Origin of the sequence: Mycolicibacterium neoaurum, assembly GCF_036946495.1 — a bacterium.
Taxonomy (GTDB): Bacteria; Actinomycetota; Actinomycetes; order Mycobacteriales; family Mycobacteriaceae; genus Mycobacterium; species Mycobacterium neoaurum_B.
The window spans coordinates 3,518,431-3,530,394 of sequence record NZ_JAQIIX010000002.1; the positions used below are offsets into that span (position 1 = coordinate 3,518,431).

The window sequence follows — 11,964 nt, forward strand, 5'->3', positions numbered from 1 at the left end:
CTCACCGGTGAGGATGGTGAACAAGCAACGGCCGCAGCCTATTTCGTCATGGATTACGATGCTGACCGCAGCAGGTCGGCAGCCGCCTCGCCGAGCCTGATCGGATCGATCGGATGGGTCACCGCCGCCTCGGCGCGTGACCAGGACGCCAGCCAGGCATCATCGCGCCGCCCGGTCAGCACGAGAATCGGCGGGCATGCCTCGATCTCGTCCTTCAGCTGCTTGGCAAGCCCCATCCCGCCGGTCGGTGTCGCCTCGCCGTCGAGAATCAGCAGGTGCAGACCTCCCTCGGCAACCCGGGAGAGCACCGTCGGGGCGGTCGCCACCTCCAGATAGCTCAGCTCGGGCAGGTCGGGGTGGATTCGCCGGCCCAGCGCAGTGCGCACCTGATCTCTGGTCCGGTTGTTGGAGCTGTACACCAGAATCCGCAGCTGGGCATCGGGGTCGGCCACAACGCCGATGCTACGGCTGCCGGACGAACACCGCGGCCGCTTCGACGCCTACCGCATCCCCCATCATGCCCAGCAGATTGCCGTCCACCCCCAGATTGCGCCGGTTGAGTGTCGCTGTCGTGCTCAGCTGTACCGCACCGCCACCGAGATTGCGGACGTGGACCGGCAGGTCGAGTTCGGATTCGTGACCCTTGACCGTCAGGCGCACGTGCAGCGTGACCCAGGATGGCGAGGTGACCTCGCCGGACTCAGCCACGATCTCCACGGTGGGGAAGGTCTCGACATCGAAGAAATCGGCCGACCGCAGATGGGCGTCGCGGCGCTTGATGCCGGTGCGCACCGACGCCGCATCGATGCGCAGCGTGCCGGTGAGCTTGTCACCGTCGACCTGCGCGTCGCCGTCCATGGCGTCGAATTCGCTCTTGACGTGGACAAATCCCCAGAAGGTGGGGCTGTGCGTGGTGATGGTGGTGCGTTCGGCATCCAACCGCCAACGACCAGCCCAGTCCTGCAGGTCCATCTGTGCTCCCTCAGTTGCCCAGCAACGGCGCCATCTCTGCGGGGTCGAAGTACTCGTCGATCCGGGTGATCAGCCCGTCGGTACCCACCTCGATAACGATGCATACCCGTAAATGGATCGAAGCGCCATCGCTGGAGTCGGCGTGCAGGATGTGCTGCTGGACGAAACCGCCATCGAAGAACCGGCGATCGAGGATCTCGTACCGTCGGGTGGCCGTCGCTCGCAGGAACCAGCGGATGACTTTCAGGGCACGCGCCCGATCGTTGTCGGCGGTATCGCCGGTGTGCCACACCAGGACGTCATCGGCCCACAACGCCTCGATATCAGGGTAGTCACCGCGTTCGATCGCGGCGAACAGACGGTCCGCTACGGCTGCGCTCATCTTTGTTGACCTCAACTGTTTTTCAGGTTGGACACTGGCGGTGTGACAGCGATTCGGAATTCGACGGCTCTGAACGCATCGCGATGTCATTCGGTGTCGTCATTCGGCGTCGTAGCCCGGATGGGCCACGGCCACCCGCCGCGCCACCACGGCGTGCAGCACGGGCAGCACTTCGGCGTCGCGACCATCGAGATCCCCGCTCCGGATGGCTGCCGCCAGGCTCGCCTCGTCGGCGAAACCCAGCAGATCCGGAGCGGGCTCGGTATCGAGCAACTCCCGTTCGACGGTGCGCAGGACATTGGCCGCCACCCGAGCGTGGAAGTTGACCGCACCCGCGTCGGCGAGTCCACTGTCCGGCCCCGTCGCCGCGCGTACCTCGCCCTCCAGGAACTCCGCGACCGCGGCGACGAGCTCGGCGGCGGTCGGCCGGTAGTGCAGATCGGTCATGCTGCCTCCAAGAGGGTGAGCAGGTCGTACTCGGTTTCGCACACCCGGCGTCCGATCGCCGCGAGCTCGACCGATCGGGTCTGCCCCGACCGGTGTCGCTCGAACTGATAGCGGCAGATGACCCCCCAGCGCAGCGTGGCGGCGACCAGCCACCAGCGCAGCGCGGCCCTGTCGACCGCCGCACCGCCGGCCGCTTCATAGGCGGTGACGAAATCCTCGATGCCGCCGAGCCCGCCGGCGGCGAGTTCGCGCGGGGCGCCGAAGCGCCAGGCCCGGATGCAGAACCAGGCGAGATCGTCCAGTGCCTCACCGATGTGGGTGAGCTCCCAGTCCAGCACCGCGGCCAGTCGGCCGTCGTCGACGATCAGGTTGCCCATCCGGAAATCCCCGTGCACCAGCACCGGGGGTGTGCGGACGGGACGGTTCCGCTCCAGCCACCGGAAGGCGTACTCGAATACCGCAGTGGTGTCGCCCATTTCGTCGAGCTGGGCCCGCCATTGTTCGAGTGGGTCGGTGATAGGCAGACCAATTCCGGCCGGGTCTGCTCGGTGGATGGCGGCAAGTGCCTGCGCGCACTGGTCCAACAATCGCGCACGAGCCTGCGTGTCCAGTGTGCGAGCGATCCTGCGCACGATCGTCTCGCCGCCGATGAAATCGCAGATCAGATAGGGAGTTCCCAGAGCCGCACCGGCGTTGTCGGCGGCGAGGACCGCTGGGACGGGCGCGCCGGCTTCCGCGGCGCGCCGCAGGGCGGCCGCTTCCAGTTCCATGCCGGCGTGCACATCGTCGGGCGGGCCGGTGCGCAGGATGAGGGCTCGGTCATCGGCGTGGAATGCCCAGGTTGCCCGGCTCGCGCCGCCGGTGAGCACCCGCAGGTCGGTGATGCGGTCGGAGCCGAGCACCGTGGCCAGTCGCTCGGCCAGTGACTGGTCGGGCTGCGCGGTCACTTGCGGCCGAACTTCAGCATGCGCTGGGCGACTCGGCGGATCTGGATCTCCTCGGCCCCCTCGGTGATCCGGTAGCGGCGGTGGTGGCGATAGATGTGTTCGAACGGTTCGTGGCGGCTGTATCCGATGCCGCCGTGGATCTGCATGGCGCGATCGGCTGCCTCGCACACCAGGCGGTTGGCGCGGTAGTTGGCCATCGACACCTTGTCGGAGACCTCCATGTGGTGGTCGCGATCCAGGTGCCATGCGGCGTAGTACACCAGCAGGCGCACCATCTGGGCCTCGGTCTGCAGCTCGGCCAGCGGCCACTGCACGGCTTGATTCACCGACAGCGGCTTGCCGAACACGACGCGTTCGCCGGCGTAGGTGGCGGCGCGATCGATACAGTATTGAGCCGCCCCGAGGCTGCTGGCTGCTTGCCGAATCCTGTTCTCGTGCAGGAAGGTCTGACCGACCTCCAGGCCGTGGTCGACCTCGCCGAGCACCGCATCGGACGGCACCCGGACGTCGTCGAGCTCGACCTCGCCGTGGTCACTGGGCATGTTGAACGTCCACCAGTAGTACGGCACGCTGAAACCCGGGGTGTCGGTCGGGACGAGGAACGCGGTGATACCCACCGCCGACCCCGATTCGCCGGACGTGCGGGCGAAGATCAGATCGTGGGTCGCCCGGTGCACGCCGGTGTTCCACCGCTTGGCGCCGTTGATCACCCAGTCGTCCCCGTCTCGGACGGCGGTGGTCTCCAGCCAGGTCGCGTCGCTGCCGTGGTCGGGTTCGGTCAACCCGAAGGCCATCGAGCGGGTGCCGGTCAGCAGCGCTTCGATCCATTCGGCCTTCTGCGCCGCGGTGCCGAACCGACTCATCATAATGACCTGTGGGAAGTTGCCGACGATCGAGGACTCGTCCTGCAGGTCGTTGTGCAGGCCCAGTCCCTTGTGCGCCAAGTGTTCTCGGATGACGGCCATGTCCAGGTTGGAGCCGCCACGCCCACCGAACTCCTCGGGCAGCCCGTAGCGCAGCCAGCCCGCGGCATCGGCGCGCCGGCGCATCTCATCGAGCAGATCTTCCCACTCACGGCGAGGGACCCCACCGTTGTCGAGATCGGTGCGGGCGAACTCACGCCGACGGTCGAAATACTGCATGTTCTCGCGTTCCAGCGGCTTGATCTCGGCCTCGATGAAGGCGTCCATCTCCTGGAGCAGAGTGGGAAGATGTTCCGGTAGCGCGAAATCCACGTTGATCTCTCTCGATTCAGTTGCCGTACAGGGTTTTCTTCCAGATGGTCGACAGGGTGGTGATGGCGTCATCATCGCTGATCTGCAGCGCAGTGCCGGGGTTTCCCACCACGACCACGGTGAAATTCTCGAACAGCAGCGCGATCGCCGCCGCGATGTGTTCGGGCTCCAGGTCTTGGGCGTAGCCCTGCTCACGGGCGCGGCGCACCGATTCGGCCACCAGATCCATCCCGAAGCGTCGGAACTCGTACTGCACCTTGGCGAATCGGGGTTGGGTGGCCGCGAGCTGGGCGACGGCGATCATGATGCCGATATTGCGTTTGAACAGGTTCCAGTATCCGGTGACCACGGTGTGGAAATAGTCGGTGTCGGCGGGCGAATCCGGCAGCGGGACCTTGGTTCCGGACGGTTCGACGATATCGTGCAGGAAGGACTGGGCCAGTGAGGCGAGCAGATCCTCCTTGTCGTCGAAGTAGCGGTAGAACACCGCAGCGGACTTTCCTGCGGCGGAAGTGATATCGGCCAGTGTGGTGCCGTGGAAACCGCGCTCGGCGAACAGCTTCCGTGCGGCCAGCTCGATGGCCTCTCGGGTCTGGCGGCCCTTGGCGGTCAGGGCGGACGATGGGTCCGATGCGGCGGACGGGTGCGCCATCTCAGCCCACGATTCGATCACCGGCGCGCAGCAGCGCACTGGGCAGCTCGTGGCCGACGGCCCGCTGGGCAATCCGTGCCGCGGCGATGGCGCTGTCGAGGTCGACATCGGTGCTGACACCGCTGTCGCGCAGCAGATAGACCAGGTCCTCGGTGGCGATGTTTCCGCTGGCGCCCGGTGCGAACGGGCAGCCGCCGAGTCCGCCGACCGACGCGTCGAGACGGGTGATGCCGGCCTGCACGGCGGCGAATGCGCTGGCAAGTCCCGCCCCGCGGGTGTTGTGGAAATGTGCGCCCAGCGGCAGGTCGTCGACGATCGGGCGGATGGCCTCGACCAGGGCGCTCACCCGCACCGGGGTGGTGGTACCGATGGTGTCGGCAATGGCGATGCGGTCCACCCCGAGTTCGACGGCGGCCGAGGCGATGTCGAGAACCCGGCGCTGATCCGTCGGCCCGTCGAACGGGCAGTCCCAGGCCGTCGCGATGATGACTTCGACACGTGCCCCGCTGTCGTGGGCGATCCGGGTGACATCGGCGATGGCCGTGGTCGCCTCCGCGGTATCGCGTCCCACATTGGCCCGGCTGTGCGCATCCGATGCCGAGACCACGTACTCGATGGAGTCCAGTCCGGCCGCGATGGCGCGCTTGGCCCCGTTCGGGCTGGCCACCAGCGCCGAGAACTCGACGTCGTGAGATGCCCTGTACCGGTGCAACTCCTGGGCCAGTTCGGCCGCATCCGCAAGTGCGGGCACCTTCGATGGTGAGACGAAGGCGGTCGCCTCCACTTCCCGAACTCCGGTGGCGACGATAGCCTCCAGCAACTCGACCTTGGCCGACAACGAGATCGGCGCCTCGATCTGCAGGCCGTCGCGCAGGCAGACCTCGCGGATGTCGACCTTGGCGGGCAGATTCATCGTCACAGCACCCCCTCGGTGCGTAGTGCCTCGAGCTCCTCGGCGCTGAGTCCCAGCAGTCCGGTGTAGATCTCGTCATTGTGTTGACCTGGACGTGACGACCCGGCATTGCGAATCGAACCCGGCGACTCCGAGAGGACCGGCACGATGCCCGGACCCTTGACGAAGCGTCCGATCCGTTCGTCCCAGTGATCGGCGATCATGCCGCGGGACCGCAGTTGTGGATCCTCGACCACCTCGGCGACGGTGTTGATCGGCCCGCTGATGACCCCGGCCTCCGACAGGGTGCTGATGATGTCGTCGGGCTGGCGAAGCGCAGCCCAGGCGCCGATGATGGCATCGAGCTCGTCCTGATTGCGCCCGCGTGCGACGTGGTCGACGAATCGTTCATCGGTGGCCAGCTCAGGTTGACCCATCGCCGCGCACAACCGGCGGAAGACGGTGTCCTGGTTGGCGGCGATGACCACCCAGCTGCCGTTGGCGCTCTGGTAAATATTCGACGGCGCAATACCTTCCAGCCGGGTGCCCGACGGGCCGCGCACGACGCCGCCCACGTCATAGTCGGGGATGGTGGATTCCTGCACGGCCAGGCAGCTCTCGGTCAGCGCGGTGTCGACGATCTGGCCCTCACCGGTGATCGTGCGTCGATAGAGCGCGGCCAGGGCACCCTGGGCGGCGAACATGCCCGCCAGACTGTCGCCGAGGGACAGCGCCAGCCGCGGTGGTGGTCCCCCCGGGAAACCATTCATATGGCGCAGGCCGCTGGCCGCCTCGGCCACTGAGGCGTAGCCGGCCTTGCCGGCATCCGGTCCGGTCTGGCCGTAGCCGGAGACCCGTACCAGGATGATGCCCTTGTTGCGATCCTTGAGCACCTCGTAGCCGAGGTCCCATTTCTCCAGGGTGCCGGGGCGGAAGTTCTCCACGATCACATCGGTACGGTCGACGAGCTCGAGGAAGAGTTCCCGGCCGCGGCCCGTGCGCAGGTCGAGGGTGACGGCCTTCTTGTTGCGGGCGTGCACCGTCCAAAAGAAGTGGTGTCCTTCGAGCTCGGCCTGTCCCCAGGTGCGCAACGGGTCCGGGGTGGTCGGCAACTCGATCTTGATGACCTCGGCGCCCATATCACCGAGCAGTCGGGCGGCGAACGGCCCCGAGATCAGGGTCCCGAGTTCGAGCACCCTGATGCCGTCCAGCGGTCCGGTGACCATCAGATCGACAGCCCGTGCCGGTGTAGCCAATCGGTGCAGATGCCCACCGCCTCGCGCAACGTTGCGCGCTGATCGGGGCCGGAGTAGTAGTGGTTGGCGCCGTGGATCTCGTGCATCTCCTTGTCGGGGTGCCCGATCGCCTCGAACAGCCTTCTGGTGTGGCTGGGCGTGCAGGCATCGTCGGCCAGGTTGCCGATCACCAATGTCGGCACCGCGATATCGGGGCCGGCCTTGACCGCGTCGCCGTTGGCGTCGTCATAACTCCACTGTGACAGCCAGCTGCGCAGCGTGCAGAACCGGGCCAGTCCCACCGGGCTCATGTTCACCACCTGAGGATCGCCCAGATAGCACTGTCCCGGGGCGCGTTCGTTGGGATCCACCGTGGGGTCCAGCCAGCGCGGGTCGGCCATGGTGCCGTGTACGACGAAGGCGTACTCGTCATCGGGGCGGCCGGCGGCCTTCAATTCCGCGAGTTTCTCTTTGACCCACTTCGTGATCCGCCGGTTCCTGGCGATCTGCGCCGCGTGGTAGCGGTCCAGGAACTCCCTCGTATAGGGCGGTTGGTTCGGGTTGTCGGGGTTGTAGAGGTCCAGCTCGGGATCTCGTCGGGTGGGGTCGTTCTCGTCGAGGATGGAGGCGTCCATCCATTCGGTCATGGTGCCGTGCCTACTGATGTGCGCGGCCAGCAGCATGATGGCGTCGGCGGGAATGAGACCGAGCTTGGTGAGGTCCGGTCCGTCACCGGACGGGCTCGAGGTGACGGTCGGGTGCTGCGCCTGCTGTTGGTAGAACACCGACAGCGAACCGCCGCCACTCCACCCGGCCAGCACGACCTTGTCGTAGCCCAGGCGGTTCTTGGCATCCTTGATGCACTCGCCGAGATCTTCGACGACCTTTTCCATGAGCAATGCCGAGTCGGTGCCGCGGAAGCGGCTATTGCAGTAGATGACATGATGGCCCGCGCGGGCCAGCGCATTGATCATCGGCAGATAGGCGCCGCCACCGATCGGGTGCATGAAAACCAGCACCGTATCGGACGGCTTGTCCTTCGGCTTGAGCAGATAGCTCTCCAGGACCACGAGTTCGGCGACGCCGCCGTAGACATCGCGGACACCGGAATTGTTCTGGTAGGCAACCAGATACGGGATGCGGTCGTACTCGCGCTTCGCGGGCGCCTCGGTGGTCGTCATCAGTGCTCTTTCTTCTTCGCGCAAGCGCTCATCAGTGCTGTTGCTTCTTCGCGCAGCCGCTCATCAGTTCTGTTGCTTCTTCGCGCAGGCGCTCATCAGTGCTGCCCCAGGTCGTTGGCGAGGATTTCCGCCGACGGGGTGAGCCGCCGCCGGGTGTCGATGGCGATCACCGACCAGTCCACCCGGTCGTAGTCGTCGAACTTGCGGCGCGCCCGCTCGCGCGCCTGCTCCGGTGCTCCGTGGTGAACCCCCTGCGGCGCATGCGAAACCAGCCCGGGTGGCATCGGGATGCCGTAGAGCGAACCGGAGTGGAAGAACGCGATCTCGTCGTAGTCGACGTTGCGGTGATACCACGGAGTGCGTTCGGTGCCGGGGACGCTTTCGGCGGGCTTGGGCAGGAAGTTCATCACATACACCCCGGTTGCCTGCATGAACAGATGCACCGTCGGAGGCAGATGCACACTCTCGGACGTGATGACGGTGTAGTCCTCGATGTTGAACGTGAACGGGAAGTTGTCCCCGCGCCACCCCTCCACGTCAAGCGGATTGTGTTGATAGAACAACGAAGTGAAGCCCACCCCCTGGACGGGCGAGTGGATGAGTCGCACCTCGTATTCGTCCCGGCCGTCATCGTCGATGGGGGAGGGCTCGGGAATGGTCACCTGCGCGGGATCGAACGGGAAGTGCCTGCCCAGTGACCCGGCCGGCGGTACCCGGAAGTCGTCGGTGGCCTGGATCATCAGCCAGGTGGATTCCTCGCTGGGGACCTGGCGGAAGGTGCATGCCTTGGGGATGTAGACCCAGTCGCCCTCGCGGTAGCGCAGCGGGCCGAACTCGGTCTCCAGTAGTCCGGCGCCCTTGTGCACGAACAGCAGCAGATCGCCATCGACGTAGCGCACGAAGAACGGCATCGGTTCGGTGCGCCTGCTCAGCAGCACCTGGCAGTCGGCATTGCTGAACATCAGCAGCGGAGCGCCATGTGCATCGGTGGCATCGCTGGGCTTGAGCTCCGAGGACAACACATCGGTGGGGCGCAGCGGCCCCACGGTGCGGTAGGCGGTCGGGTCGTGGCGCCGGTACATGTTCGCGGTGCGGCCGACAAAGCCGCCGCGGCCGAGTTCATCGTCTTTGAGACCGTCCAGATCGGCGTGCACACGCTTGGGCGTCTTGCCTTTGCGAAGGTGGACAAAGGATTCCATGGTGCTCCTCGGATATCGGTCCGCAAAACTGAAAGTGACATTACTTTTTGTTTCGGCCCGACGCAAGGGTCTGTCGGAGGCGAATTCGCCGGCGGCCAGGAGTTCCGCCTTTGCCTAACGGATGCAGGCGTATGGCTAGCGGCGGTGTGCGCGCCTGCGTCGGTATCGCCACACCTTGTACGTGATGAAAGCGCTCACGCCCACGAGGACCATGACGGGCCCACCCGGAGTGGTCGCGCCATCCTCGCCGGCTGGAGTGGCCGGTGCACGCGGCTTCGGCGGTTCCTGCGGGTCGGCGAGCGCGATGGCTTCGCCCGCAGCTGTCTCGTCGCTCATGTCGCTATCTCATATCGGTGCCGTCGATCGGCGTCGCGTCGTCGTCCGCCAAGTGTCGGAGGGTCGCGGCAATGCTACGTGCCGAGGGTGAGAGGTTCAGATTTGCGACGATCGATACTGGTCAGTGGTGGTGTCCGGCGGGACGGTGGTCGCCGAGTCCCGACGATTCGGACAACGCCGACGATGCCTCGGACCGTCGCGAAGTCGCCGCCCCTGCCCGGCGGGCCAATTCGATTGCCTCGGCGCGCATCTGTGCCCGCTCATCGGGTGTCCAGCGGGTGGTGGGCTCGATCACGAGTGTCTGAACCCGGTAGCCGAGCATGCCGAAGACATACTCGAGATACGGTCGCTGGAAATCGTTCAGCTCGGGATGTCGGCCGTCATAGGCGCTGCTACGGGTCAGGATGAGCTGCACCGGCTTCCCGTCGCCGAGGGTGCCGACATGGCGCCCTTCGGCGTCGATCTCGTCGAGCACCTGCTGCCAGATGTCCTGCTGTCGCGCGGTGACGCTTTCGCCGAACAGGGGAGCGAACTTGGCCACCGCCGCGTCATGGCCGAATCTCAGCAGATCGTCATTCCACACCGAGAAGCGTTGGTAACGAGTGCCTTCCAGGAATGCTTCGGCAAGCTGAGAGGACAGTGCATCATCGCCCTTCGGGCTGCCCTCGATCCAGAGGGTATCCATGCCGGACACCACCGCTCCCTAGATCATCGAGGTGCGGGGGATCTTCATACCGAGGCTCAGGGCCCCGGCCAGCTCCCGCGCGGTGTCGTAATCGAAGACGACGTGGCCGGACAGCACGTCCACATCGCGCTTGAAGCGCTGCATGGGGCTGGACAGGAAATGGATGCTCGCGCCGCCTGCGCCCATCAGATCGGCGATGACGGCCTTGGACTCCGCAACGATGTGCGCCGCGGCCAACCGTGCCTGGGCGCGCACCGACTTGTCGACGCTGTCACCCGCCGCCACGATCGTCTCGATCTCGCCGACGGTGTCGGCGAGCAGTCCGTGCAGGGCGCGCAGACGCACCTGTGCGCCCGCCAGTCGGGCCTGCGCGATCGGTTTGTCCTTCTGCATGACGCCCTCATAGGCCAGCACGCGTTCGGCCAGGCGCTCGGAGTAGGCCTCGGTCACGCGTTCGGCGCTGCCGAGGGCAGGCATGGCCGACAGCAGAGCCAAGGCAGGCACCATCGGCCAGCGATAGGTAGCGCTGGCGTGCAGTCCCGCGCCGGGGGCGGTGCCGGCATAGATGTCGGTGACCCGCACCAGTCGGTGCTCGGGCACGAACACATCGGTGATCACGGCATCGTTGGAGCCCGTCGCCCGCATGCCGTCGGTGTGCCAGACGTCCTCGACGGTCATATCGCCGGACGGAAGCAACGCCAGCGCGGGGAACAGGCCGTCATCCGGCCCGCACAGCGCGCACACGATGATCCAATTGGCGTGCATCACGCCGGTGGCCCAGGACCAACGTCCGGTCAGCCGGATGCCGCCGTCGACGGGAACGCCCCGGCCGGTCGGCGCGAGCGGGGCCGGGGCCAGGAACGGGCGGTCGGCGAACGCCTCCTGCTGGGCCTGCTCGCCGAACAGCGCGAGCATCCAGTTGTGCAGGGTCAGGAAGCCGATGGTCCACGCGCTGGAGGTACACCCGTGGGCCATCCGGCGCACCGGATCGAGCAGGGCGGGGAACGGCGCCTGCCGACCGCCATAGGTCGCCGGGACCAGCAAATCGGTGAACCCCGTCGCGGTCAGGTCGGCCACCGTGGCATCGGGCAGCCGGCGCAGGGTCTCGGCTTCTTCTGCGCGATCGGCCAAGGCCGCCACGAACTCGTCGGTGATCACGCCACGTGCCTCGATCGTCGTCATGCCCGAAACGTACCATACCTTTTAGTACGGACTTGATCAGTGGGCCACCATCAGATCGAGGAAACGCTCGCTTTGTTCGGACAATCGGCTGTCGGGAGCGTGCCCCAACAGGTGCAGGAAGCCGATACCGGCTGCGAAGGTGGCGTTGGCACGCAAATCCGCATCCTCGGCGTCGAACCCCAGGTCCTCGAATGCCCTGCGCACCGCGGCCAGGATGCGTCGGTCGGCGGCACGCACGCTGTCGGCGACGGCCTCGTCGGTGCGGGCCCACTCGCGCATGGCCCGCTCCAGCGTCCAGTGCCGCGGGCTGACCATGGACGCCATCATCTGGACCAGCCGGTCCCGCGCAGGCAGCTCGTCGACGGCCTCGATCCGGCTCCGATCGTCATCCCGCAGATCGCCCCACGACTCGATGAGCGCGGCCCGGTAGCCCGCCATGTCGTGGAAGTGCCAATAGAAGCTGCCCTTGGTCACGCCGAGGCGCCGACACAGCGCATCGATTTTAAGAGATTTGAGACCGTCCTCAGCGAGGATCGTGTAGCCGGCCTGGAGCCAGTCATCCGTGGTCAGGCGGTTGCCGGACGGCTTCGGAGCGGTCGTCATGACCGGCAGCCTACGG

The 11,964-nt window shown here is 66.4% G+C and carries 15 protein-coding genes; all 15 read right to left on the minus strand.

The features are described from left to right. Positions 1 to 53: 53 nt before the first annotated feature. Positions 54 to 452 (minus strand): Rv3143 family two-component system response regulator, encoded by a 399-nt coding sequence (locus PGN27_RS22275; protein ID WP_335328060.1) that lies wholly within the window; start codon positions 450 to 452, stop codon positions 54 to 56. A 10-nt stretch (positions 453 to 462) separates the two neighbouring features. Further along, on the minus strand, positions 463 to 972 hold the full coding sequence (locus tag PGN27_RS22280; RefSeq protein WP_335328061.1) for a YceI family protein: 510 nt from the start codon (positions 970 to 972) through the stop codon (positions 463 to 465). Positions 973 to 982: 10 nt separating this feature from the next. After that, the gene (locus PGN27_RS22285) at positions 983 to 1,354 is read right to left on the minus strand and encodes a nuclear transport factor 2 family protein (protein ID WP_335328062.1); all 372 of its coding nucleotides are present in this window, start codon (positions 1,352 to 1,354) and stop codon (positions 983 to 985) included. Between the two features lie 99 nt (positions 1,355 to 1,453). Then, on the minus strand, positions 1,454 to 1,801 hold the full coding sequence (locus PGN27_RS22290; RefSeq protein WP_335328063.1) for a DUF6285 domain-containing protein: 348 nt from the start codon (positions 1,799 to 1,801) through the stop codon (positions 1,454 to 1,456). Beyond that, on the minus strand, positions 1,798 to 2,748 hold the full coding sequence (locus tag PGN27_RS22295) for a phosphotransferase family protein (RefSeq protein WP_335328064.1): 951 nt from the start codon (positions 2,746 to 2,748) through the stop codon (positions 1,798 to 1,800). The genes PGN27_RS22290 and PGN27_RS22295 overlap by 4 nt, the downstream gene beginning before the upstream one ends. After that, positions 2,745 to 3,983 carry an acyl-CoA dehydrogenase family protein gene (locus tag PGN27_RS22300; protein ID WP_335328065.1) on the minus strand — a complete coding sequence of 413 codons (1,239 nt, stop codon included), beginning with the start codon at positions 3,981 to 3,983 and terminating at the stop codon, positions 2,745 to 2,747. The genes PGN27_RS22295 and PGN27_RS22300 overlap by 4 nt, the downstream gene beginning before the upstream one ends. A gap of 16 nt (positions 3,984 to 3,999) precedes the next feature. Beyond that, positions 4,000 to 4,635 (minus strand): TetR/AcrR family transcriptional regulator, encoded by a 636-nt coding sequence (locus PGN27_RS22305; protein WP_335328066.1) that lies wholly within the window; start codon positions 4,633 to 4,635, stop codon positions 4,000 to 4,002. A gap of 1 nt (position 4,636) precedes the next feature. Then, entirely contained in the window at positions 4,637 to 5,548 is a 912-nt protein-coding gene (locus PGN27_RS22310) for a hydroxymethylglutaryl-CoA lyase (protein ID WP_335328824.1), read from the minus strand. A 2-nt stretch (positions 5,549 to 5,550) separates the two neighbouring features. Then, positions 5,551 to 6,753, minus strand: coding sequence for a CaiB/BaiF CoA transferase family protein (locus tag PGN27_RS22315; RefSeq protein ID WP_335328067.1), 1,203 nt, complete (start codon positions 6,751 to 6,753; stop codon positions 5,551 to 5,553). Continuing rightward, positions 6,753 to 7,943: an alpha/beta hydrolase family protein gene (locus PGN27_RS22320; protein WP_335328068.1), complete on the minus strand. Its 1,191-nt coding sequence runs from the start codon at positions 7,941 to 7,943 to the stop codon at positions 6,753 to 6,755. The genes PGN27_RS22315 and PGN27_RS22320 overlap by 1 nt, the downstream gene beginning before the upstream one ends. A gap of 95 nt (positions 7,944 to 8,038) precedes the next feature. Next, a complete protein-coding gene (locus tag PGN27_RS22325) occupies positions 8,039 to 9,142 on the minus strand; it encodes a homogentisate 1,2-dioxygenase (RefSeq protein WP_335328069.1) in 1,104 nt (367 codons plus the stop codon). A gap of 135 nt (positions 9,143 to 9,277) precedes the next feature. Continuing rightward, complete coding sequence (locus PGN27_RS22330) at positions 9,278 to 9,478, minus strand: hypothetical protein (RefSeq protein WP_335328070.1); 201 nt, start codon at positions 9,476 to 9,478, stop codon at positions 9,278 to 9,280. A gap of 121 nt (positions 9,479 to 9,599) precedes the next feature. Beyond that, positions 9,600 to 10,163 (minus strand): flavodoxin family protein, encoded by a 564-nt coding sequence (locus PGN27_RS22335; RefSeq protein WP_335328071.1) that lies wholly within the window; start codon positions 10,161 to 10,163, stop codon positions 9,600 to 9,602. Positions 10,164 to 10,181: 18 nt separating this feature from the next. Further along, the gene (locus PGN27_RS22340; protein ID WP_335328072.1) at positions 10,182 to 11,345 is read right to left on the minus strand and encodes an acyl-CoA dehydrogenase family protein; all 1,164 of its coding nucleotides are present in this window, start codon (positions 11,343 to 11,345) and stop codon (positions 10,182 to 10,184) included. A 36-nt stretch (positions 11,346 to 11,381) separates the two neighbouring features. Beyond that, positions 11,382 to 11,948, minus strand: coding sequence for a TetR/AcrR family transcriptional regulator (locus PGN27_RS22345; RefSeq protein WP_335328073.1), 567 nt, complete (start codon positions 11,946 to 11,948; stop codon positions 11,382 to 11,384). Positions 11,949 to 11,964 lie beyond the last annotated feature (16 nt).

Bases quoted from the DNA above. Each gene is read 5' to 3' on its own strand.
- PGN27_RS22280 (WP_335328061.1), bottom strand. From the start codon at position 972: ATGGACCTGCAGGACTGGGCTGGTCGTTGGCGGTTGGATGCCGAACGC.
- PGN27_RS22285 (WP_335328062.1), bottom strand. From the start codon at position 1,354: ATGAGCGCAGCCGTAGCGGACCGTCTGTTCGCCGCGATCGAACGCGGT.
- PGN27_RS22290 (WP_335328063.1), bottom strand. From the start codon at position 1,801: ATGACCGATCTGCACTACCGGCCGACCGCCGCCGAGCTCGTCGCCGCG.
- PGN27_RS22305 (WP_335328066.1), bottom strand. From the start codon at position 4,635: ATGGCGCACCCGTCCGCCGCATCGGACCCATCGTCCGCCCTGACCGCC.
- PGN27_RS22310 (WP_335328824.1), bottom strand. From the start codon at position 5,548: ATGAATCTGCCCGCCAAGGTCGACATCCGCGAGGTCTGCCTGCGCGAC.
- PGN27_RS22315 (WP_335328067.1), bottom strand. From the start codon at position 6,753: ATGGTCACCGGACCGCTGGACGGCATCAGGGTGCTCGAACTCGGGACC.
- PGN27_RS22320 (WP_335328068.1), bottom strand. From the start codon at position 7,943: ATGACGACCACCGAGGCGCCCGCGAAGCGCGAGTACGACCGCATCCCG.
- PGN27_RS22325 (WP_335328069.1), bottom strand. From the start codon at position 9,142: ATGGAATCCTTTGTCCACCTTCGCAAAGGCAAGACGCCCAAGCGTGTG.
- PGN27_RS22330 (WP_335328070.1), bottom strand. From the start codon at position 9,478: ATGAGCGACGAGACAGCTGCGGGCGAAGCCATCGCGCTCGCCGACCCG.
- PGN27_RS22335 (WP_335328071.1), bottom strand. From the start codon at position 10,163: ATGGATACCCTCTGGATCGAGGGCAGCCCGAAGGGCGATGATGCACTG.
- PGN27_RS22340 (WP_335328072.1), bottom strand. From the start codon at position 11,345: ATGACGACGATCGAGGCACGTGGCGTGATCACCGACGAGTTCGTGGCG.
- PGN27_RS22345 (WP_335328073.1), bottom strand. From the start codon at position 11,948: ATGACGACCGCTCCGAAGCCGTCCGGCAACCGCCTGACCACGGATGAC.